This is a genomic window from Saezia sanguinis (assembly GCF_963921665.1).
Classification (GTDB): domain Bacteria; phylum Pseudomonadota; class Gammaproteobacteria; order Burkholderiales; family Burkholderiaceae_C; genus Saezia; species Saezia sanguinis.
Genome location: NZ_CAWUGC010000018.1, coordinates 106,105 through 127,328, shown reverse-complemented (window position 1 = coordinate 127,328; position 21,224 = coordinate 106,105). Strand labels below are relative to the sequence as shown.

Here is a 21,224-nt window from a genome sequence, read left to right as displayed (position 1 = left end):
GCTTTAAAGGCTTAAAAAATAATGACGCGCCAGTCTATTGAAAAAAGCACCTTTTTACTGCTGCTTGTGGCCGTATCGCTGGCATTTCTGCTGGTGATCTCCAACTTTTACGGTGCCATTTTCTGGGCCCTGATTCTGGCCCTGATCTTTATGCCGCTGCACCGGCGCTTTCTGAAACTGTTTGGTGACCGGCCCAATGCCGCATCTTTTGCCAGTTTGTCCGTGTGTATATTGCTGGCGATTATCCCGATGATTCTCATCATTTTCGCCATTGTGCAGGAATGCATGGCACTGATCAAAAGTATCACCGACGAAACCACGGGAAAAATAACCATCACGCCTTATCTTGACCAGCTATGGGCCGCCATTCCGGATTCTCTGAAAGAATGGATTGACCGCATCGGCGTGGAAGAATTGGCCGACATACGTTCTAAATTTGAGCAGGCTGCCGCCAGTACAGCGTCTGTCGTCGGCAAAACACTGGTTGGCTGGGGACAGAATGCTTTTGGTTTTGCTGTGGCATTCTGTGTCATGCTGTATCTGTTGTTTTTCCTGTTCCGGGACGGCGAGAAACTGGCCCAGCAAGTGGTTGATTATGTGCCGCTGAGCCCCAGCTACAAAAAACACCTGTTCCAGAAATTCATTACCGTCGTCAAAGCCACGGTCAAAGGCAACATTGTGGTTGCCATAATTCAGGGGGCCTTAGGGGGAATTGCTTTTTATGCACTGGATGTGCAGGGCGCCTTGCTGTGGGGCGTGCTGATGAGCTTCCTGTCGCTGCTGCCTGCTGTGGGAGCGTCGCTGGTATGGGGCCCCGTTGCCATCTATTTCCTGGCAACAGGAAAAATTGGAGCAGGCATATTCCTGATCGTGTTTGGATCACTGGTGATCGGTATGGTCGATAATGTGCTGCGCCCGATCCTGGTGGGCAAAGACACCAAATTGCCTGACTATGTTGTGCTGATCACCACGCTGGGAGGCATGTCACTGGTGGGTCTGAATGGTTTTGTCATTGGGCCCTTGATAGCAGCCTTGTTCATTGCTGCCTGGGGACTGTTGGACCAGGAGCGTACCGAAGAAGCCCGGCAAAAAGAACAGCGTCAGCAATACCGTCCACGCAGAAAAGGCAGAAAAGAAAAAGTACCTGAGGGTGCTGCGGCTCAGCAAAAGCAGCAGAGCAGGGGGGCTAGTAAGGACACACAAAAAGACATGCCCCTGTGGACCGATACGCAAACGCCTAAAGAATAAAAGAAAGGTATCGCTTTTCTTCAGCTGTAAAAATCATGAGAAATTCATGAGAGGTGCATCGTAACGCGCCAATGGCGCGTTACAGCACATCACTGGCAAAGTCAGCCAGACGCGAACGCTCACCACGCGCCAGTGTCACATGCCCGCTGTGTCCCCAGCCTTTGAAGCGGTCCACCACATAAGTTAAACCTGAGCTGCCTTCAGTCAAGTAGGGCGTATCAATCTGTGCCAGATTTCCCATACAGATGATCTTGGTGCCCGGGCCGGCACGGGTAATCAATGTTTTCATCTGCTTGGGTGTCAGGTTCTGGGCTTCATCAATAATCAGGTATTTATTCAGAAATGTACGCCCACGCATGAAGTTCAGGCTCTTGATTTTGCTGCGAACCAGCTCATTGGTGGCTGCGCGGCCCCATTCTCCGGCTGTGCCTTCGTTTTTCGACAGTACCTCCAAATTATCATCCAGAGCCCCCATCCATGGTCCCATTTTTTCCTCTTCGGTGCCGGGCAAAAACCCGATATCTTCACCGACAGATACGGTTACACGGGTCATGATAATTTCACTGTAGCGACGGTCATCTAACACTTGAGTTAACCCGGCAGCCAATGTAATCAGCGTTTTACCGGTGCCTGCCTGTCCGGCCAGGGTGACAAAGTCAATATCAGGATCCATCAACAAGTTCAGGGCAAAATTCTGCTCACGGTTTTTGGCACAAATGCCCCAGACAGCATTTTTGTTGTGTGTATAGTCCTTAAGCGTTTTGAGAACAGCCGTTTTACCTCTGATTTCAACCACTCGCGCATACAATGGAATTGCTCCAGGCGCTTCATAATAAACAAACTGGTTGATATAAAGGGAGGGCACCACAGGGCCTGTAATGCGATAAAAAGTAAAACTATCCTGCTGCCAGCTTTCCATGGTTTTGCCATGCCGGTCCCAGAAATCAGCAGGCAGCTCAAGCACCCCGGTATATAGCAAATCGCCATCATCCAGCGTTTTATCGTTGGTATAGTCTTCCGCAAGCAGACCCAGCGCACGCGCTTTGACGCGCATATTGATGTCTTTTGAAACCAAAATCACCTGGCGCGTAGGGTGCTGCTTGGCCAACGCATTAACCACCCCCAGGATTTGATTATCCGCCTTGCCAACCGGCAGGCTGGAAGGCAGAGTCATATTCAATGGTTCGGTCTGAAAAAACAGCCGTCCGGTGGCTTCAACATGTCCGGTACGGTTTAATGGGATACCAACCGCAATATCATGCAACTCAACACCCTCAGCCAGCTCATCTAAATATCGACTGGCTTGCCGTGTATTGCGCGCAACTTCGGTGGTTCCTTTTTTATGCGCGTCCAGCTCTTCCAATGCAATCAGAGCAATGAAAATATCATGCTCTTCAAAACGGAACAGGCTCACCGGATCATGCATCATGACATTGGTATCCAGAACAAAAAGCTTATCCTCTTCTATGCCGGTTGTATGCTTTCCATCCTTTTTCGCCAGCTTTTTCTTTTTCTGCATCAATTTTTGCTGCTCAATAACTTCAAGATGCTGCTGCGCAACCTGAGAGACTGCTACAGATGGTGCGGATACAGGCTTTTTACCCCCTATCTTTCTCTCTGCTGCTGCGATTTGTTTTACAGCAGGTTTTTCCGCAGCCGCAGGCATCCCCTTTGAGATTTTTTTCTTCGCTGCAACCTGTTTGGGTGCCGCCTTGACATTGAATGCTTCAGGAGTAATGTTATCTGCGCGTTTGTTCGGAGGTGGTGGTAAAGGCATATAAATCGATCAATCGTTTTTAATAGAAGAATGCTGATACTATAACTTTTTCGCCGGGTTCAATCAAATTGGGTTGTGCTGTGCCATTTCTTCCAGCAAGCGTATCACAGTCTGTTCAGATAACTTATTTGAGAGGGGCAAATTTAACGCCGCTTACGCGAAGATGTCTCTACTTGTTTTCTAATTTCAGAACGTACCTTTCCCGGTTCAGGAATGTCTTCAAACCGTACAACTTGATATCCTGCATCAGCAAGCAGCTTATCCCTATCGGCATCACGCTGCTCATTGCCCTGGTGACTCCAATCATCCAATTCAATAATCACCAGCACATTCAGATCATAATCGCACACGACAAAATCGGTAAACTTCCGGTTGAAGGTAGCCCGGGAAGCGAAAGATTTGGCTGTAATTAACGCACAAAAACTGACCTGGGAGAAAACAATCAGCTCGGGCAGGGCAGCTTTAAGCACAAAATACATCTTTTGCTCTCTGGGCGTCATGATTCTGCGCTGCACAGGCTTTTCAACAACCTTTTTCTTCTTTCTTAAAAAAAGTACCTGAACCATAACCGCAATGGCTATGCAAGCAAAGATAATAAAAAGCTGCCAGGTTGTTGAAAAAGGAAATTTATCCATTGAAGTATGCTTATATCAAAGGCATATTAGTTTGCCATAAGATGAAACATTTGTAACGAAAATATTTCTCATTTACTTTTAAAAGCAAGCTTCTGAAAGATAATATTGATGTTCGTCACAAGTCAAAGAAGCATAAACTGCAATGCATATGATGAACTCTATTCAATTTGATCGAATGGCATGTTACCCGGCAATGGTCAAATGAATTCTCGCGTAGCCTATAAATAATCGAAAAAATCAAGGGCACAGGAGTTCGGCTAACAGTCGTGTGAGGTCAGGAACTGGATGGACTTGCCGGACGGCTCCATTGTCATTGCCGAGGCTTTGACTTCTTCATCGTTACACAACACCCGAGCAACATCAGCAGCTTTATCAATAACCTGATCGGGGAACCCGGCTGGCATTGGCACCTAAAGCGCAAAATGGACCTAAACGGGGTTATGGCGTTGAGTATGACCATGCAGAACCCAGTTGCAACAAAGGCTCTGTAAAACCGCAGGAACGGCATACATTCCGGTTTCCCAAAGAGGTCTACAAGTGGTACCGCTCGGCGGTCATGCACACCGGAAAGGTCCACATCCATAAGGCATTCTTCATGCTGCCTGTGGCGCTGGCGATTGCCGGTTATGCCATCTGGAACACCTTTGATCGGCTTTGGAGCAAAGCTCCAGAAGAACAGGCCACCATAGAACAGGTACAACAGACCGGAAAACCCGCCACATCGGCGCAAAACCGTTCACTGCTCAATTCTGAGCCTAGAAAAGCCATGACCACGGCGGAATACATCAAAACCTTTGAGCCACGCAAACAGGGCTATCCGCACACCGCCAGCAGATACGATGAAATCACCAAGCCGGTCACGGCTCCTTATCCTACAGCTTGTGTCTACAGTTCTGAGCGCGACACTTGTAAGTGCTACACTCAGCAGGCTACACGGTTTCCGATGGACAAGGTAGCCTGCATCAGGATCGCGCAAAACGGCTATTTCTTGGACTGGCAGCCTGATTCACAGGGTAGAGAAGGAGAAAACCGGGATGACAGGGGATGAATATAAGAACAGATTCAAAGTTGTGAATAGGCTTATGCGTCGTGTGGTGGTTGCAGTGGTTGATATCGGTTTGATTTTGATGGCAATATTCGTTTTAAGTATGTTTTTATTTCAAGGATATGAAAGAATCAGGGATAACGGGGGTGAAACTTCGCTTGCCTTGTCACAGCAAGCCAAACTGTTTTTAATGGATAAAGCCGTGTGCGTTAGAATTGCACAGCGTAACAATTTTTAGACTGAGAGCCCACCCACAAAGCCGTAAAGAAGGGCGCGCAGCAGTACAGTCACCAGTTTGAGGGGCACTCAATTGACTGTTTTAGACTTTATTTTCTGGCTGGCAATCCCTTGCGGATTGTTTTTCTTGCTGATCTGCATACCCCATCTGAAAGACGACACTAAAAAAATCTCCGATCCAAGAGAGAAAAGAGTCAAAAAGAGGGCAAAACCGATTCAGGAACCAGCATCAGGGCAAGTGAACCTGATGTTATCTGATAGGAAATAGAAAGGCCTCTATGTCGTCAGAATCAGAAGAACCCATTGCACAAGACAAAATGCCTCATGTATGGCTGTTTTTGATATGGTTTTTTGTATGTACTATCTTATTTTGGGTTTATCCTGATCTCCACAAAGATCCAGTAACGATTATTGGAACAGTAGCTTCATTTTTAACCGTTTACGGTGTGTTATTTGCAATAATTGAATTAAATCGAGCAAAATCTTCTCTTGAACTAGTTCAAAAAGAAACGGCTAAAGCACTTAATTTTGCAACTGCTTTAATTACTGCACATGAGATATCTGAATGTCAGCATCTAATTCAAAATATTATTGTACTCATTGATGAAGAAAAAACCGTTCCACTAGTTAATGTAGTTCAAGTAGTCAAATACTATTCACAGGTTTTTTATGAAGAATGTAAAGATGAAGATTCTGAATATCGAAACTGTCACGCTATGTTGGAATCTTATGCGATATCATTGGAAAGAAATTTAAATAGCCAAAAAAGTACACCTTCTAGAAAAACACGCCAAGCACTAATAACCATTGTTCGTCAGCTTGGACAATTGCAAGGTTCTACTAAAGAATTGCAGGAGTAATATATTATGATTCCAGATCATTTTCGTAATTTTGTTGATCAGCTACATGACGCTACACGAGAAGGTACCGTTATTTGGGAAGAAGGGGCTAATAGTAATTATTTTTTCTGTAGCCGCAAAATTTATAATGTCCATTTAACTTTAGATGATATAAATGGTGTAAATATTATTGAACTTATTTTTTATGTAAATGGTGAAATACAGCAAAGCTTTACGGTTAATGATTCTGAACTTCGTGAAGAAGAAGATTATTTGACAATGGAACAATTACACACATTGGTGCATCAAAAAGTAAATGATATCAGTTATGAATTAGAAGATTTTTTTAAAGATTAAGAATATCAGGGGTATCGGGGGTGAAACCCTCCGATCAGGAACAGAAGCTTAAAAACGTGCCCTGTCCGTAAGCTGCTCTGACCCTGTAATCGCACTAAATTCGCTGGGATGCGGGAGCAGGTAGTCCCGGTCAACCCCAGGCACTTCGCAGCCATCCAAAGCAGATAAACGGCGTTCCAGTTCCCGGATATATTCCTTCTGAGCCATCATCCGGTTCACAAGGTCATTGATGCGATTTATTGCATCAGCATCAATTGTCGAGCGTCTGTGTATGGTAAAAAGAAAAAAAGCAACACGGACAAACCAGGGTTCCGATCCATCTTTGAGCCACCGCCGCACTGTATCAACTGATGCCCGCATTGCCTTTGCCACATCTGCAGGACGTGCGCAAAGCTCTTTCATCATTTCAGAAAGAGGGGGAGTGAAATCAGGAACACAGTGCAGGGGACATCTATGTGTAGACATATGTTTAAATGGGCCTAAGCATAGATAACAGTTTGATCTTTATGTGAATCAGCCACTTACCTAATTTGACATAATACACAATGTCGAAATTAATTAATACTTTTACAATCACTCATGTGCCATATGCATCAATACTTTCCAAGCAACTTATCCCACGAATTATTTATATGTAACCTGTTTTGATGATTCATACATACAGATACTTGCTGCGACTGCTGCATTAAATGATTCTTCGCCACCAGGCTGATCAATACGCACAATTTGACTGCAATGTTGCAGCAGTTTTGCAGAAATTCCCTGGCCTTCATGTCCTACGACCCAAGCACATGGCCATGGTAATTGCAGTTGTTGAAGGCTTTTTTCTGCGTGTGAGCTGGTCCCAAGCAATGGCAGCTTCAGGAGATGTTGCAACTGTTCAAGGCTGCATTGCTCATGTAGTTGCAGTGAAAAATGTGCTCCCATACCTGCGCGCAGTACTTTCGGTGCCCAGAGTCCACAGGTGCCTTTCAAGGCAATGATCTGTTTAAACCCAAAAGCGGCCGCACTACGTAGGATCGTCCCAATGTTGCCGGGATCCTGCAGGCGGTCCAGCACCACCGTGGACATATGTGGCGCAACCTCAGACTTCATTGTTTCCGGTTCAACCAGATAGCCTATGCTGGCTGCGCTTTTTAAGCCGCTGATTTGTTCGAAAAGCATATCACTGAGCACATAGACTTCTTGCGCAGAAGCTCCCAGATAAGCCAATTGTTGTTTCTCGTAGCCACTTTGGCTATAAACAACCGCTTTTGCCGCACCCATTTTGTTCTGGTAAGCATGACACAGGTGCTCGCCTTCCAGCCAGATTTGTTCCAATTGCTGGTAACTTGACGGCGTTTGCGACAGTCGATACAACTGTTTGACCAATGCATTTTGCCGAGAGCTGATATATTTAGGATTCATCAAATTTTAAATTAATATCAATAAGTTAAAAATAATACTTAATCTTGTTTATGAAAATAAATTTTATTAAATAGCACTTTAATAAAAGTAAATAACCAATTGATATTTAATAACTTTTAAGGTTTTTTATAGGTGCGAATGATTTTCGATGCTCCGGACAGGCCCCATGCTCCTGCAAGGCAGCAAGATGCTTGGCTGTACCATACCCTTTATGCACCGAAAAGCCATATTGCGGATATGTCTCATGCATGTGTTCAAGCAATTGATCCCGATAGACTTTTGCCAAAATAGACGCTGCCGAAATACAAGGCACTTTGGCGTCTCCTTTCACAATCGCTTCCGCTTCACACCGGACAACCGGGATACGATTGCCATCCACCAGTATCTTTACGGGGGGCAGCCGCAACCCATCGACGGCCCTGCGCATAGCCAGCATGGTGGCCTGTAAAATGTTCAAGGTATCGATCTCTTCCACGCTGGCCTGGGCAATAGAGCAGCAAAGCGCTTTGGCTTTTATCTCTTCAAACAGAACGGAACGGCGTAGTGCGGTGAGTTTTTTGCTGTCAGCCAGCCCCTCAATCGGGTGGTCTTCATCCAGAATCACTGCGGCAGCCACCACAGGGCCTGCTAACGGGCCACGCCCTGCTTCGTCGACTCCGGCAACCAGTCCTGGAGATGTCCAGTCAAATGCAGCCTGCAGGGTATTTTGTTTTTTCATAAGGACACTGATGCACTACAGGTAGATAACTCCATAGGCAGATTCAAATGATGACGGTCTTTTCCCAAATCATAACTCTCGAATTTTAGGGCAAAACGTGTAAGACCATATCAATAACAGTGCCCACGCTTCAACATCCAAGTGCCTGGACAATGGCATTTGTTGCCATTTTGGCTGTATTCTGGCGTAACAGCACATGCAGTTCAGTAAAGCGTTTTTGAAGCGATTCCATTTTTCCAGGAGCATCAAGCCAGGCCAACAGGTCCTGCGTTAACTGCTCAGGCGTCACTTGTGCCTGTACCCGCTCTGGCACCATGCTTTCTTTGCAAAGGATATTGGGGAGCCCGATCCATGGCAAGTAGCTCATGCGCCGAAGGATAAACCCCGAAATTGCCCCCACTTTATAGGCAATGACCATAGGGCGTTTATACAGAGCAGCTTCAAGCGTTGCCGTACCGCTGGCAATCAACGCCACGTCACATGCAGCCAGAACCTGGCCTGCACGCCCTTCTGTCACCTGGATCCGTTCAGGAGGCAACCCAGAGGCTTGTACAAGCGGCAATGCCATTGACATTAACCCAGGCGCTACAGGAAAAAGAAAATGCGCTTGAGGCCGGTACTGGAGCAGTTTTCGGGCTGTTGCCAAAAAAGGAGCACCAAGCCGCTGCATTTCAGAACGGCGGCTCCCGGGCATAATGGCAATTACGGCATCAGGTGCATTTTGCAGGTTGAATTCTGCCCTGGCACCTTGCTGGTCAATTTTCAGCGGAATTTCGTCTGCCAGAGGGTGCCCGACATAGGTAGCGGCAACACCGGCTTTTTCGTATATGGCTGGCTCAAACGGAAACAGGCACAATACCAGATCCGTGCTTTCTTTGATAGCTTTCATGCGCCAGCCACGCCAGGCCCAAATGGACGGGCTGACAAAATGAATGGCTTTGATGCCCGCCTGGCGCACACGCTTTTCCAGCCCCAGATTAAAGTCCGGCGCATCCACACCAATAAATGCTGCAGGCCGGTCTGCCAGAATTCTGTCCCCGACCTGGCGGCGTAGCGCACTGAGTTCGCGGTAGCTTTTAATGGCATCCACATAACCATGCACAGCCAGTTTGTCGTAAGGCCACCAGCAGTCAAACCCCTGTGCCTGCATCAGGCTGCCGCCAATCCCCGCAGCCTGTACATCGGGCCAATGCTCGTGCATGCCTTTCAGCAGCAAACCTGCCAGCATATCCCCGGAAGCCTCTCCGGCAACCATTCTGAACTGAGGGGTAGCCATGTGGCGATGCTGAGGCATCTCTTTACCTGACAATCCCGCGGTTGGATTGCTGTAAAAACTCTTGCATCAACCGGGAGTCAAATTCTTCCTCAGGCGTCGCAAATGGCAATGCTTCAATTTCAGCTCGGGCTGTAGCCAGCGTCAGGTTGTCCCGGTAAAGCAGCCGGTACATGGCTTTGATGCGTGTAATACGCTCGCGTGTAAAGCCACGTCGACGCAGCCCCTCAATGTTAAAGCCATGCACATGGGCAGGATTGCCATCAACCATCATGAATGGAGGCACATCCTGGGAAATAGCACTGGCAAAACCAATCATGACATGGGCCCCGATATGCACAAACTGGTGTACACCGGTCAGGCCGCCAATGATGGCGTAATCTCCCATATGCACATGCCCGGCCAGCGTTGCATTATTGGCCAAAATGGTATGGCTGCCCAGTTGAACATCATGAGCCAGGTGTACATAGGCCATGATCCAGTTGTTGTTTCCTATCCGGGTGACACCGCCATCCCCCTGGGTGCCCAGGCTGAAAGTGCAGTACTCATGGATGGTATTGGAGTCCCCTATTTCAAGTGCTGTGTTTTCACCCTGGTACTTTTTGTCCTGAGGCATGCAGCCTATGGAGTTGAATTGCAGGATTTTGTTATGACAACCAATGGTCGTGTTGCCTTCGATCACACAATGGGATGCCACAGTCGTCCCCTGCCCGATACGGACCTGGGCCCCAATGATGGTAAATGGACCAATTTCGACGTCAGAATCAAGCTCTGCTTTCGGATCTACGATTGCCGAAGGGTGGATCTTCGCCATAGCTTACCGCCTTTGTATACACAATCACTGCTTCATGCAAGCAGATGCTTCAACACAGGTTTGCCAGCGCCAGTTCTCAACCTTCATGCTTTGACCGGCAAACCGCAAGCAGCCAGATATCAGCTGTTAGGATCGTTGATAGAGCCGCGCATGGCGCACATCAGAGTGGCTTCTACTGCCAGCTCACCATCCACCAACGCCCTGCCGCTGGAGCGGAACATGCGTGCTTTGGCCTTTTCAAAAGTCACTTCTAGAATCAGTTGATCGCCTGGGATCACTGGACGGCGAAAACGTGCGCCGTCAATCGAGGTGAAATAAAACAGCATTTGTGCCGTATCGGCAATATCAAAAGTTTTGAAAGCCAGCAAAGCAGATGCCTGAGCCAATGCTTCCAGAATCAAAACGCCGGGCATAACGGGTTTTTCAGGAAAGTGTCCTGTAAAACAGGGTTCGTTAATGGTGATGTTTTTTAATGCCCTGATTTGTTTTCCTGGCTCAAGCTCCAGTACTCGGTCAACAAGCAAAAAAGGATAACGATGAGGTAACTTGGATAATATATGCTGGATATCCATTACTACAGGGCTAGTCATGAGTTTTATCGGTTGAGTTAGTTGTTAAATTTGAAACCTGCTTTTCCAATGCACGTATACGATCGCGCATATGGCTCAGTTGCCTGAACATGGCTGCATTCTTACGCCAAGCATTGGCTTCGTCAAAAGGGACAATACCACTGTAAAAACCGGGTTTGCTGATAGAGCGTGTTACGTTGGTAGCCGCCATGACCACCACGTCATCCACAATTTCCAGATGCCCAGCCATGCCTACAGCACCCCCGATAATACACCGTTTACCAATATGGGTACTACCGGATATCCCCACACACGAGGCCATAGCAGTGTCGTCGCCCACATGGACATTATGGGCTATTTGAATCAAATTATCCAGCTTGACGCCATCGCCAATCACTGTATCTTCAAGTGCGCCGCGGTCCACACAGGTATTGGCGCCAATTTCCACATGGTCACCAATCAATACACCACCCAACTGCTCAATTTTGACCCAGCGTTTGTTTTCCGGTGCATAACCAAACCCATCGGCACCAATGACAGAACCTGAGTGAATGCGGGTAAAATTTCCCACCCGGCATTCATTCATGATGGAAACCAGCGGTGCAATATAGCTGTCATGCCCAACAGAGGCATGAATACCTATATAGCTTTGTGCACCGATCTGTGTATGCTCACCAATGCGGGCATAGGCATCAATCACTGCGCCTGCCCCAATTGTGGCTGTATCGGCCACGTGTGCCGTCGGATGAATTGTTGCCGACGGTGCAATCCGCTCGGCCAGATGTGCTTGCAGACCTTGCACATGCTTTTTCCACCACTGGGTCAGCCGGGCAAAATACAAATACGGGTCTGCTGTGATGATGACTGGGCCATCACGGAGATCTGCATACTCTGCAACCATGATGACAACGCTGGCCTTTGTTGCTGCCAACGCTGCTTTGTACTGTGCTCCAGCGATAAAGCTGATGCTGCCTGACTGCGCCTGCTCCAGTGATGCCAGTTGGTTAAGCGGCGTATCAGGATCTCCACGCAACTCTCCGCCCAAAGCATCAACAATGTCCCCCACTCGAATGGGTTGGTCAAGCGCTTTCACAACAGACTTACAGCCAGTATTACTTGTTCAAAATAGCCAAAACCTTATCTGTGATATCCAGTTCAGGTTTGACAAAGGCTGCTTCAGTCAGAATCAGGTCGAATTTCTCATTTGCAGCAATTTGACGCACAGCCGTATTGGCACGATCCAGCAATATCTGCAACTCCTGGTTACGGCGTGTGTTCAGATCACGCTGAAACTCGTCGCGCATTCTGTCAAATTTTTCAATCTCTTGTTGAATCTGTGCCTGGCGAGTTGCTTTGTTGGATTCTGACAAGGTGGGTGCATCTTTCGTGAAGGTATCAACCATGCCCTGCACTTTGGTTCCCTGCGCCTCCAAATCACGCTGACGAGCGGCAAACTCCTGCTCCAGCTTGGTCTGCGAAGCTCTGGCCATATTGGACTCAGACAAAATGCGCTCGGTATTCACAACCCCGACGCGGCTGCTTTGGGCATAGCTCAGCGCCGGAGCAGCAAGAAGGGAAACAGCAATACTGATGGAAATAAGGAATTGTTTCAACATAAAAGTCTTTATTTGTTAAAAAGAAGTACCTATCTGGAACTGGAATCTTTCGATTTTATCATCATCATTCTTCTTGATAGGAATCGCGTAACTGAATTTTAGCGGCCCTAATGGAGAAATCCAGCTAAAGCCAAAGCCGACTGACATACGCGCGTCACTGAACTGCCAGCCACTGCGCTTGGAATCAACATACTCGTAGTTTACGATTGAAGTCTCATAATCTGTCGCTACGTTACCATAATCCAGGAATGCAGACAGGCGCAAGGTCCGGTCGCTACCAGAACCAGGAAACGGTGCATACAGTTCCAGGTTGACATTATACGAGCGGGCCCCGCCGCTGTATGTATCAGTCGCTATATCATAGCGGCCAAAAGTGCCTGACTCAAAGCCACGTACAAAACCTTGCCCGCCACCATAAAAATTCTTAAACACAGGGAAATCCTTGCTCCCTATGCCTCTGCCATAACCAATTTCACCATTAAAGGCAAATGTGAAGTCACGACCAAGAGGAATCCAGCGCTGATACTGGTATGTGCCTTTGAAATAATGGGTATCACCCAGCAGGCTCAGCTCACCGTTCAAGCGGTGCAGTGTGCCCTTCGTTGGCACCAGCGAACTGTCACGCGAGTCCCTGCCCCAGCCGATTGTCAAGGGGAAATAGGTCGACCTTTCACCATACTGCTCAATATATTGCTCGTAAGCGCGCGGCAATTCCCAACCGGGTTTAATGCGTGTGGTTTCACCTCCCAGACCAAAGTAAACCTTATCCACTTCGCTGAATGGCACACCGAACCGGAAAGCCGCCCCTGCTGTTTCAATTGAATAATACTGGCTGCTGCTGGTACTGGAGTATGGACGGGTTGTCGTGTAGTACAAATCAAACCCTCTGGAAACCCCCTCCTGCGTGAAGTACGGATTCAGCGTACTCAAACGGAACTGCCTGTTGTATTTACTGCTGCTGATACCCAGGCCCAGATAGTTCCCGGTACCGAACACGTTTTCCTGGGAAATACCGGCATTCACAGACACCTTGTCATCACTGGAGAAACCTGCTCCCAGGGTCAGAGAGCCTGTAGGTTTCTCTGTCACCTGCATGGTGATATCAACCTGGTCATCGGTATTAGGTACCGGAGATGTTTCCAGATTCACCTCAGTAAAGAAACCCAGGCGGTCAACGCGGTCACGTGAGAGCTGGATCTTGTCCCAGTCATACCAGGCACTTTCAAACTGCCTGAACTCACGCCGGATCACTTCATCACGTGTTCTGTCATTTCCTCTGATATTCACGTGTCTGACATAAACACGCCTTTGCGGTCTGGAAACCACCCGCAGTGCAACGGTGCCGTTTTCTCTGTCAATGCTAGGCTGCGGCTGGATTTGTGCAAATGCAAAGCCGTAGGAACCGAATTTTTCAGAGAAAGACTTTACCAGCGCAGAGACTTCAGAAGCGTTATAGGGCTTGCCGATGCTCAGGTCAATGATGGACTTGAACTCATCTTCACGCCCCAGGTAATCCCCTTCCAGCTCAACAGAGGACAATATATACTGCGGCCCCTCAGTCAGGTCCACAATCAGGGCAATACTCTCTTTATCTGGCGTGATTTCAACCTGAGTTGAATTGATCTGGAAGTCCAGATAACCACGATTCAGATAATATGAACGGATTTTTTCCAGATCGGCATTCAGCTTCTCGCGCGAATAGCGGTCGTTTTTCGTATACCAGGTCAGCCAGCCGCCCGATGTCAACGACATCTCGCTCAGCAAACGGGAGGTGGAGACATCATGATTGCCGATGATGCGAATTTCGTTGATCTTCGCAACACTGCCTTCAGTGATGATAAAGTTCACATTCACCCGGTTATTTTCAATCGGTGTCGATGTGATCTCCACCGCGGCTGAATAATAGCTCTGGCTCAGATACTGGCGCTTGATTTCCTGCTCGGCCTGATCAGCCAGCGCTTTATCAAAAGGACGCCCTTCAGCAATACCTACGCTGCGCAAGGCAGATATCAGCGCCTGGTTATCAAAAGCCTTGGCACCGGTAAACGACAGCGAGGCAATGGTCGGGCGCTCCTGCACCGAAATAACCAGCACCCCGTTATATGTACTCAGGCGCACATCTGAAAACAGGCCTGTGGCATACAGCGATTGAATGGCCGTCGTACCTTTGTCATCATCGTACACCTCGCCAATCCTGAATGGCAGGCTGGCAAAAACCGTCCCTGGCTCTGCATGCTGCAAACCTTCAACGCGAATGTCTTGCAAGGTAAATGGCTCAACGGCTCGTGCCGGCAGGCTTAATGCCCCTAATAAAGCAACGGCAGCAACGGTGATAGACCGTTTTTTAAAGCATAGGCTCAGGGTAGATCGCATGTATAGACAAATAAAGGTTAAAAAATAAACTCAGATATTCTAACGCAACCACAGCCGCGTAATGTCATTGAATGTGGCCACAAACATCATGAGCAACAATAAAAAAATGCCAGCACGCTGCAGATTGAGCATCCACGCCTCTGAGACCGGTTTTCCACGAACGGCTTCATAAAGATAGTACATCAAATGTCCGCCATCCAGAATGGGTAATGGTAACAGATTCAGAACGCCTAAACTTAAACTTATCAATGCCAAATATCCCAGATATGGAATCCAGCCACTGCGCAACGAATCCCCTGCCACATCGGCAATGGTAATCGGTCCGCTCAAATTTTTGATATTTGCCTGGCCTACCAGCATTTTGCCAATTAATTTCAACGTCAGCCAAGAATGAGTCCAAGTCTGATTCAGCCCGTAATTTAAACTGTCTAAAATACCGTAGCGTATTGTAACCATTTCTGCCGCAGATCCAATACCTGCACCAATCTTTCCAACCCATGATCCCTGTTCCTCTACCCGGTCAGGCTGGACATTCAACTGCATTATCGTACCATTACGGTCAATTTCCCATGCAGATGGTTTTTCAGCGTTGGACTGGCGAATTAACCTGAGTAAAGCATTTCTATCTGTGACTGGGCGACCATCAACCGACATCACCAAATCACCAACCTGCATACCCGCCCGCTGCGCGGCTCCATCCGCAAGCACCTGCGTGATGACAGGAGGGGCGAGAACCCCGCTATAACCAATCTGAGCGAAAAACTCAGGGCCGACATTTTTGGAGCCGACCTGACTTAAAGGCAGTGAAACCAAACGGGTGCCTGCGCTTTGAGAACGAAGCTGTAATTGAACGTCTTTTTCAGAAAGGGCTGCTTCAATCAGTTTCAGGCGAAGATCCGAGGCCAATACAATCGGCCTGAGCTCGCCTTGCCCAACGATCATGCCCGTGACCTCATCACCGGACTGTATGCCGGCTTGCTGCATCACCGAGTTTTCGGCCGGCGCAGCCAGAATGGCCCGCGGCTCATCAAACCCCACAAAAGCAATGGCCGCAAAAAACAGCACTGCCAAAATAAGGTTCATGACCGGCCCGGCGGCCACAATCAGCGCCCGTGAGCGCAACGGCTGCCGGTTAAATGCACGGTGGACCTCAGCTTCATCAACAGGTGCCTCCCGTTCATCCAGCATACGCACATAGCCCCCAAAAGGAATAGGGGCAATGGCAAATTCAGTGCGATCCGGCCCATAACGCCACGTCAACAACGGCTTGCCAAAGCCGAGGGAAAAACGGAGAACTTTCACGCCACATGCCACAGCAACCCGGTAGTGCCCGTACTCATGCACAACAATCAATATGCTCAAAGCAACGATAAATGCCAGAATGGTCAATAACATGATGGATTCTTCATTTTATGTTTGCCCGCACAGGATCAGAGTGGCCCGATCCGCTGAATGAGGCTCAATGCGCCACTTCTGGCCTGCATGTCCAGGTCAAACAGATCATCCAGCGTTTTAGCCGCAGCAGAGCATGTGACATGCTCCAGCATCTCTGAAACCACATGATAAATCTGATCAAAACGCAATTGTTTATGCAAAAAAGCCTCCACAGCAACCTCATTTGCGGCATTCAGCACTGCGGTTGTCCCTTCCGGCGCCGTCAGGGCCTGCCATGCCAGTGGCAAACAGGGAAACCGCTTGTTGTCAGCAGCCTCAAACGTCAGCTCAGATAAGTGAGTAAAGTCCAGCCGTTGCGCGCCTGATTCCACGCGCTCAGGCCAGGCCAGGCTGACAGCAATCGGAACCCGCATATCCGGTACACCCATTTGTGCCATGACAGAGCCGTCAACGCACTGGATCATCGAATGAACCACACTCTGCGGATGGATAACCGCTTCAATGCGCTCTGGCTGCGTATCAAATAACCAGCGAGCTTCAATCACCTCCAGCGCCTTGTTCATCATGGTGGCCGAATCAACCGAAATTTTGCGCCCCATGCGCCAGTTCGGATGAGCACACGCTTCTTCAGGGGTTACGCTGGACAATGTTGACGGATCCCTGGTACGAAAAGGCCCTCCGGAAGCAGTCAAAATGATTTTCTCAATCACCTGTCCCCATTTTTGCCGATCCTGCGGCAAACACTGGAATACGGCAGAATGTTCACTGTCCACCGGAAAAAGCCCTGCCTTGCCTTGTTCAACCGTTCTCATGAACAACGCCCCGGCAACAACCAGCGCCTCCTTGTTTGCCAGCAGCAAACGCTTGCCTGCTGCCGCAGCGGCCAATGCAGGTTTCAGGCCAGCAGCCCCCACAATCGCGGCCATCACCGCATCGGCCTCTGGCGCACATGCAACCTCTTCCAAAGCATGCGCTCCGCCAAGTACTTCCGTTGTACTGCCCTTTGTCTGTAACAAAACCCGTAACCGTGCTGCTGCAGCCTCATCCGGCATGACCGCATAGCGTGGTTTGAACTGAATGCATTGCTCGGCCAGCAAATCGACCTGGCTGGCTGCCGTCAGGGCAAATACCTCATACCGCTCAGGGTGCTGTGAAAGCACATTTAAAGTATTGCGGCCAATAGAGCCTGTTGAGCCAAGAACTGTGATACGCAAACTACACCTCTTCTCTCAGAAATGAACTGCCTAAATAGTTCAATGGCATAGAAATAAATCCCCGTACCGTGGGTTTCATCATCCAACTAGATCAATGCGCTGAACTGCACCAATGCCATGCTCAATGGCAACACCGGCAACAACGCATCGGTACGATCCAGTATACCGCCATGTCCTGGCAATATCTGGCTGCTGTCTTTGATACCTACGCTGCGTTTCATCAAAGACTCCGTCAAATCGCCGACCACGCTCATTACCGTCAAAAAAATCACGGCAATCAATAAGCCCCACCACGACCAGTTCTGCAATAGCATCGTATACAAACTACCAGCCCCGGTCATCGGATAAGCGGCCAGATACCAGCGATCAAAATAAATCCACAGCGCAGCAACCAGCATGACAGCCAGCAGCCCCCCGATAGCGCCTTCCCAGCTCTTTCCAGGGCTGATCGAGGGAGCCAGTTTATGCTTGCCAAAAGCTTTGCCGCTGAAATAAGCGCCACTGTCGGCTACCCAGACCAAAACCAGCGCTGAAAGCAGGAAATTATTGCCAATCAACTTGGCTTTCCAAATTGCAGCCCACGCCATGCATAAAACAAATATGCCCAAAACCCAGCGTACCGTCTTGGGAATAGCCAGCCATGTTGAAGCGCCGCCCCGCAACACAATGGGAGCGCCAACAACCCAGACAACCGCAACGCCGATCCAGACCCAGCCATTCAGGTACACAATCCATCCGCCAAACCACAAAGCTGCGCAAAGCAGCGCCACCAGCAAAGCCAGCACATACGCACCGGCACCTGGGATACCATTTAACCGAGACCATTCCCAGCCACCGATAGCGACAAAAACCAACGTCAGCGCACCAAAAAACTCGGCACGGGGTGCCAGCAAAGCCGCTACAAAAACAATCAGCAGCACAATAGCGGTAATCAGACGTTGCTTGAGCATGGGTGTTCCTACTTAATCTAATGACAAGGCGCCAAAACGCCTTTCACGTTGAGCATAATCGCGCAATGCTTCCAGTAAATCCGCTTCAGAAAAATCAGGCCATAAGCGCTCGGTAAAATACAACTCTGCATAGGCAGCCTGCCACAGCAGAAAATTACTGATCCTCAGTTCTCCTCCGGTACGGATAATCAGATCCGGATCCGGGCCGCACACTGCTGTTGCCATACGCTCGGCCAGGGCTTGTTCCGTTATGTCCAGTCCGGCTTCAGCCAGTTGGCGAGCGGCTTGCATGATATCCCAGCGACCACCGTAATTCATTGCAATAATCAGGGTCAGCTTATTACTCTGAACATTCAACTGTTCGCCCTCTTTCATCGCCTGCAGCACATCGGAAGGCAAGCCCTGCTTGTCACCAATAAAACGCAGATTCACGCCGTTGCGATGCAACTCGGCCAGTTCCGTCTGGATCGCCTGCACAAACAAGGCCATGATGCCATTGACCTCATCAGCCGGCCGGCGCCAGTTTTCAGACGAAAACGCAAACACCGTCAGATAACGTATGCCGTATTTGACACATGCTTCAACACAGCGCCGCAATGCCTTGACACCTGCACTGTGCCCTATCAGCCTGGGCTGGCCATGCTCCTGTGCCCAGCGGCCATTGCCATCCATCACAATGGCAATATGCTGCGGCAAATCTTCAACCGGTATCAATGGCTCCATCTCTCTATTCATTCTCTGTTGTGCTCACTGGGTAGGTCAGCGCGGTGTTTCATGTTATTCATATGAGAAAGATAGATGTTTATTGTGAAAAAAGTATGAAGTCATTCAAAATAATCACATATCAGGATAAAACAGCAAATTATAGACAATATTGTTATGCTCAGTATCGATAAAATCGCTTGTTATGCTGATCGGAAGCTTCGTTTGCAGTATTTCGTCAGACAGTATTGTCACTCCCGCTTGCTGCAGATCCACCTGAAGCGCCGCCTCAAGCTCACAAGCCCGGGCATGATGCGCCTGATTTCTTTTCCAATGGTTAGACCGCCACGCCCCCAGCGTGGCATAAGGCCCGACCAGTGAAAGACATAACCCCCACCTTAACGCCTTGCTGTGTAATTCATAAGACAGGCACACATCATGATTCAGGTCTGTCACATCCTTCAGCTCAACATACTGCTCTATTTTTTGCAGGACAGGCTGATACAACCCGCATCGCACCCGGTCTGACACAAAGTAAAAACTGGGGTGCTGTTCGTCCAGATAACTGGCTTTGATGTGCTCGCAAATAGCCTGAATCAGCGGCTTATCACGCATGCAAGCCCTCCATTAAAAATGCATCTGTACCTGAAATTGTGGTATACAGATGCATCCTTTTAAGCCTGATTCAGAACCAGCGAGCAGCTTAAACCGCCATGACTTCCTGTTCTTTGGTCTGAGTCAGCTTGTCAATCTCCGCAACAAATTTATCGGTAGATTTCTGAATGCTGTCCTGCGCACGGCGCTCATCGTCTTCAGATATCTCTTTGTTTTTGAGCAGTTTTTTGACGCCTTCATTCGCGTCACGACGTAAATTACGCACGGCAACCTTCGCGTTTTCACTTTCGGAGCGGACCACTTTGGTCAGTTCACGGCGACGCTCTTCCGTCAAGGCCGGCATCGGCACGCGAATCAACTCCCCCTGGCTCGACGGATTCAACCCCAGGTCAGACTCCCTGATGGCTTTCTCAATTTTGGCTGCCATCGGTTTTTCCCACGGCTGCACACTGATGGTTCTGCTGTCGATCAGCGAAACGTTGGCCACCTGTCCGATCGGCACCATGGAACCATAATATTCAACCTGAACATGATCCAATATGCCTGTATGCGCGCGTCCGGTCCGGATTTTTGACAGGTTGTTTTTAAAAGCCTCAATCGACTGCGTCATTTTTTGTTCGGCTTGTTTTTCAATTTCAGCAATACTTGTCATTCCCACGTATCTCCTCAGACATGGACCAGGGTGCCTTCATCCTTGCCCATAACGACATTTTTGAGCGCACCGGTTTTAAAAATATTGAATACACGAATCGGCAACCCCTGGTCACGGCACAGCGCGAACGCTGTCGCATCCATGACTTTCAGGCGCTTGATAATCGCTTCGTCAAACGTTACTGTACTGTAACGCGTGGCATCCGGATTTTTAACCGGATCCGCATTGTATACGCCATCCACCTTGGTTGCCTTGAGCACCACCTCAGCGCCGATTTCAGCGCCTCTCAATGCTGCTGCGGTATCGGTTGTGAAAAACGGGTTTCCCGTACCACAGGCAAAAACCACCACCTTGCCCTCATCCAGGTACTGCAAGGCCTTCGGACGCACATAAGGCTCAACCACCTGTTCAATGTTGATTGCGCTCATGACACGCGCCGTCACCCCGGCCCGGTTCATCGCATCAGCCAGCGCCAGGCAGTTAATGCAGGTCGCAAGCATGCCCATATAGTCGGCCGTGGAACGGTCCATCCCCTGGGCGCCAGGCGCAACCCCTCTGAAAATATTGCCGCCGCCAATGACGACAGCAACCTGTACACCCAGATCGACAACACCGCGAATTTCTTGCACCATGGCGTCGAGTGTTTCGCGGTTAATGCCAAAGGCATCCTGCCCCATAAGGGCTTCACCCGACAGTTTAAGCAAAATACGCTTGTAAACAAGCACAGAAAACTCCCCATATCAACAATGGAAATCAAACATTGGCAAGTGTAACGGACATTGACAATT

General features: G+C 48.9%; 23 protein-coding genes. 5 read left to right on the top strand and 18 right to left on the bottom strand.

Annotated features, from left to right (window positions below):
• Positions 1–21: 21 nt before the first annotated feature.
• The gene (locus AACY98_RS13315; RefSeq protein WP_339805765.1) at positions 22–1,248 is read left to right on the top strand and encodes an AI-2E family transporter; all 1,227 of its coding nucleotides are present in this window, start codon (positions 22–24) and stop codon (positions 1,246–1,248) included.
• A gap of 79 nt (positions 1,249–1,327) precedes the next feature.
• Here the strand turns inward: AACY98_RS13315 and AACY98_RS13310 are convergent, their stop codons facing one another.
• A complete protein-coding gene (locus AACY98_RS13310) occupies positions 1,328–3,025 on the bottom strand; it encodes a PhoH family protein (protein WP_339805763.1) in 1,698 nt (565 codons plus the stop codon).
• A 143-nt stretch (positions 3,026–3,168) separates the two neighbouring features.
• Entirely contained in the window at positions 3,169–3,660 is a 492-nt protein-coding gene (locus tag AACY98_RS13305) for a DUF2726 domain-containing protein (protein WP_339805761.1), read from the bottom strand.
• 403 nt (positions 3,661–4,063) lie between these two features.
• Here AACY98_RS13305 and AACY98_RS13300 point away from each other — a divergent pair, with 403 nt between their 5' ends.
• The 4 genes from AACY98_RS13300 to AACY98_RS13285 all read left to right on the top strand — a co-directional run bounded on the left by AACY98_RS13300 (position 4,064) and on the right by AACY98_RS13285 (position 6,138).
• On the top strand, positions 4,064–4,708 hold the full coding sequence (locus tag AACY98_RS13300; RefSeq protein WP_339805759.1) for a hypothetical protein: 645 nt from the start codon (positions 4,064–4,066) through the stop codon (positions 4,706–4,708).
• Entirely contained in the window at positions 4,695–4,943 is a 249-nt protein-coding gene (locus tag AACY98_RS13295; protein WP_339805757.1) for a hypothetical protein, read from the top strand. Before AACY98_RS13300 ends, AACY98_RS13295 begins: the two co-directional genes overlap by 14 nt.
• Before the next feature lie 277 nt (positions 4,944–5,220).
• Positions 5,221–5,802: a hypothetical protein gene (locus AACY98_RS13290; protein ID WP_339805755.1), complete on the top strand. Its 582-nt coding sequence runs from the start codon at positions 5,221–5,223 to the stop codon at positions 5,800–5,802.
• A gap of 6 nt (positions 5,803–5,808) precedes the next feature.
• Positions 5,809–6,138: a hypothetical protein gene (locus AACY98_RS13285; RefSeq protein WP_339805753.1), complete on the top strand. Its 330-nt coding sequence runs from the start codon at positions 5,809–5,811 to the stop codon at positions 6,136–6,138.
• 48 nt (positions 6,139–6,186) lie between these two features.
• Here AACY98_RS13285 and AACY98_RS13280 read toward each other — a convergent pair whose 3' ends face one another.
• The 16 genes from AACY98_RS13280 to pyrH all read right to left on the bottom strand — a co-directional run bounded on the left by AACY98_RS13280 (position 6,187) and on the right by pyrH (position 21,161).
• Entirely contained in the window at positions 6,187–6,543 is a 357-nt protein-coding gene (locus AACY98_RS13280) for a hypothetical protein (RefSeq protein ID WP_339805751.1), read from the bottom strand.
• Positions 6,544–6,762: 219 nt separating this feature from the next.
• Positions 6,763–7,545 (bottom strand): TrmH family RNA methyltransferase, encoded by a 783-nt coding sequence (locus AACY98_RS13275; protein ID WP_339805749.1) that lies wholly within the window; start codon positions 7,543–7,545, stop codon positions 6,763–6,765.
• Between the two features lie 106 nt (positions 7,546–7,651).
• Positions 7,652–8,263 carry a ribonuclease HII gene (gene rnhB / locus AACY98_RS13270; protein ID WP_339805747.1) on the bottom strand — a complete coding sequence of 204 codons (612 nt, stop codon included), beginning with the start codon at positions 8,261–8,263 and terminating at the stop codon, positions 7,652–7,654.
• Between the two features lie 130 nt (positions 8,264–8,393).
• The gene (gene lpxB / locus AACY98_RS13265; RefSeq protein ID WP_339805745.1) at positions 8,394–9,539 is read right to left on the bottom strand and encodes a lipid-A-disaccharide synthase; all 1,146 of its coding nucleotides are present in this window, start codon (positions 9,537–9,539) and stop codon (positions 8,394–8,396) included.
• A gap of 22 nt (positions 9,540–9,561) precedes the next feature.
• Positions 9,562–10,350: an acyl-ACP--UDP-N-acetylglucosamine O-acyltransferase gene (gene lpxA, locus AACY98_RS13260; protein WP_339805744.1), complete on the bottom strand. Its 789-nt coding sequence runs from the start codon at positions 10,348–10,350 to the stop codon at positions 9,562–9,564.
• Between the two features lie 119 nt (positions 10,351–10,469).
• The gene (gene fabZ / locus AACY98_RS13255) at positions 10,470–10,940 is read right to left on the bottom strand and encodes a 3-hydroxyacyl-ACP dehydratase FabZ (RefSeq protein ID WP_126977826.1); all 471 of its coding nucleotides are present in this window, start codon (positions 10,938–10,940) and stop codon (positions 10,470–10,472) included.
• Positions 10,933–11,991 carry a UDP-3-O-(3-hydroxymyristoyl)glucosamine N-acyltransferase gene (lpxD, locus tag AACY98_RS13250; protein WP_423817576.1) on the bottom strand — a complete coding sequence of 353 codons (1,059 nt, stop codon included), beginning with the start codon at positions 11,989–11,991 and terminating at the stop codon, positions 10,933–10,935. Before lpxD ends, fabZ begins: the two co-directional genes overlap by 8 nt.
• Before the next feature lie 40 nt (positions 11,992–12,031).
• Positions 12,032–12,535, bottom strand: coding sequence for an OmpH family outer membrane protein (locus tag AACY98_RS13245; RefSeq protein ID WP_126977828.1), 504 nt, complete (start codon positions 12,533–12,535; stop codon positions 12,032–12,034).
• A 15-nt stretch (positions 12,536–12,550) separates the two neighbouring features.
• Positions 12,551–14,908 carry an outer membrane protein assembly factor BamA gene (bamA, locus tag AACY98_RS13240; RefSeq protein ID WP_126977830.1) on the bottom strand — a complete coding sequence of 786 codons (2,358 nt, stop codon included), beginning with the start codon at positions 14,906–14,908 and terminating at the stop codon, positions 12,551–12,553.
• A gap of 39 nt (positions 14,909–14,947) precedes the next feature.
• On the bottom strand, positions 14,948–16,303 hold the full coding sequence (rseP, locus tag AACY98_RS13235; RefSeq protein WP_339805737.1) for an RIP metalloprotease RseP: 1,356 nt from the start codon (positions 16,301–16,303) through the stop codon (positions 14,948–14,950).
• Between the two features lie 35 nt (positions 16,304–16,338).
• Complete coding sequence (gene ispC / locus AACY98_RS13230) at positions 16,339–17,517, bottom strand: 1-deoxy-D-xylulose-5-phosphate reductoisomerase (RefSeq protein ID WP_339805735.1); 1,179 nt, start codon at positions 17,515–17,517, stop codon at positions 16,339–16,341.
• Between the two features lie 86 nt (positions 17,518–17,603).
• On the bottom strand, positions 17,604–18,467 hold the full coding sequence (locus AACY98_RS13225; protein ID WP_339805733.1) for a phosphatidate cytidylyltransferase: 864 nt from the start codon (positions 18,465–18,467) through the stop codon (positions 17,604–17,606).
• Between the two features lie 12 nt (positions 18,468–18,479).
• Positions 18,480–19,190, bottom strand: a complete 711-nt coding sequence (gene uppS / locus AACY98_RS13220; protein ID WP_339805730.1) for a polyprenyl diphosphate synthase — start codon at positions 19,188–19,190, stop codon at positions 18,480–18,482.
• Between the two features lie 114 nt (positions 19,191–19,304).
• Positions 19,305–19,784: a hypothetical protein gene (locus tag AACY98_RS13215; protein WP_339805728.1), complete on the bottom strand. Its 480-nt coding sequence runs from the start codon at positions 19,782–19,784 to the stop codon at positions 19,305–19,307.
• Between the two features lie 88 nt (positions 19,785–19,872).
• On the bottom strand, positions 19,873–20,436 hold the full coding sequence (frr, locus tag AACY98_RS13210; RefSeq protein ID WP_339805726.1) for a ribosome recycling factor: 564 nt from the start codon (positions 20,434–20,436) through the stop codon (positions 19,873–19,875).
• A 14-nt stretch (positions 20,437–20,450) separates the two neighbouring features.
• Positions 20,451–21,161: a UMP kinase gene (pyrH, locus tag AACY98_RS13205; protein WP_126977844.1), complete on the bottom strand. Its 711-nt coding sequence runs from the start codon at positions 21,159–21,161 to the stop codon at positions 20,451–20,453.
• Positions 21,162–21,224 lie beyond the last annotated feature (63 nt).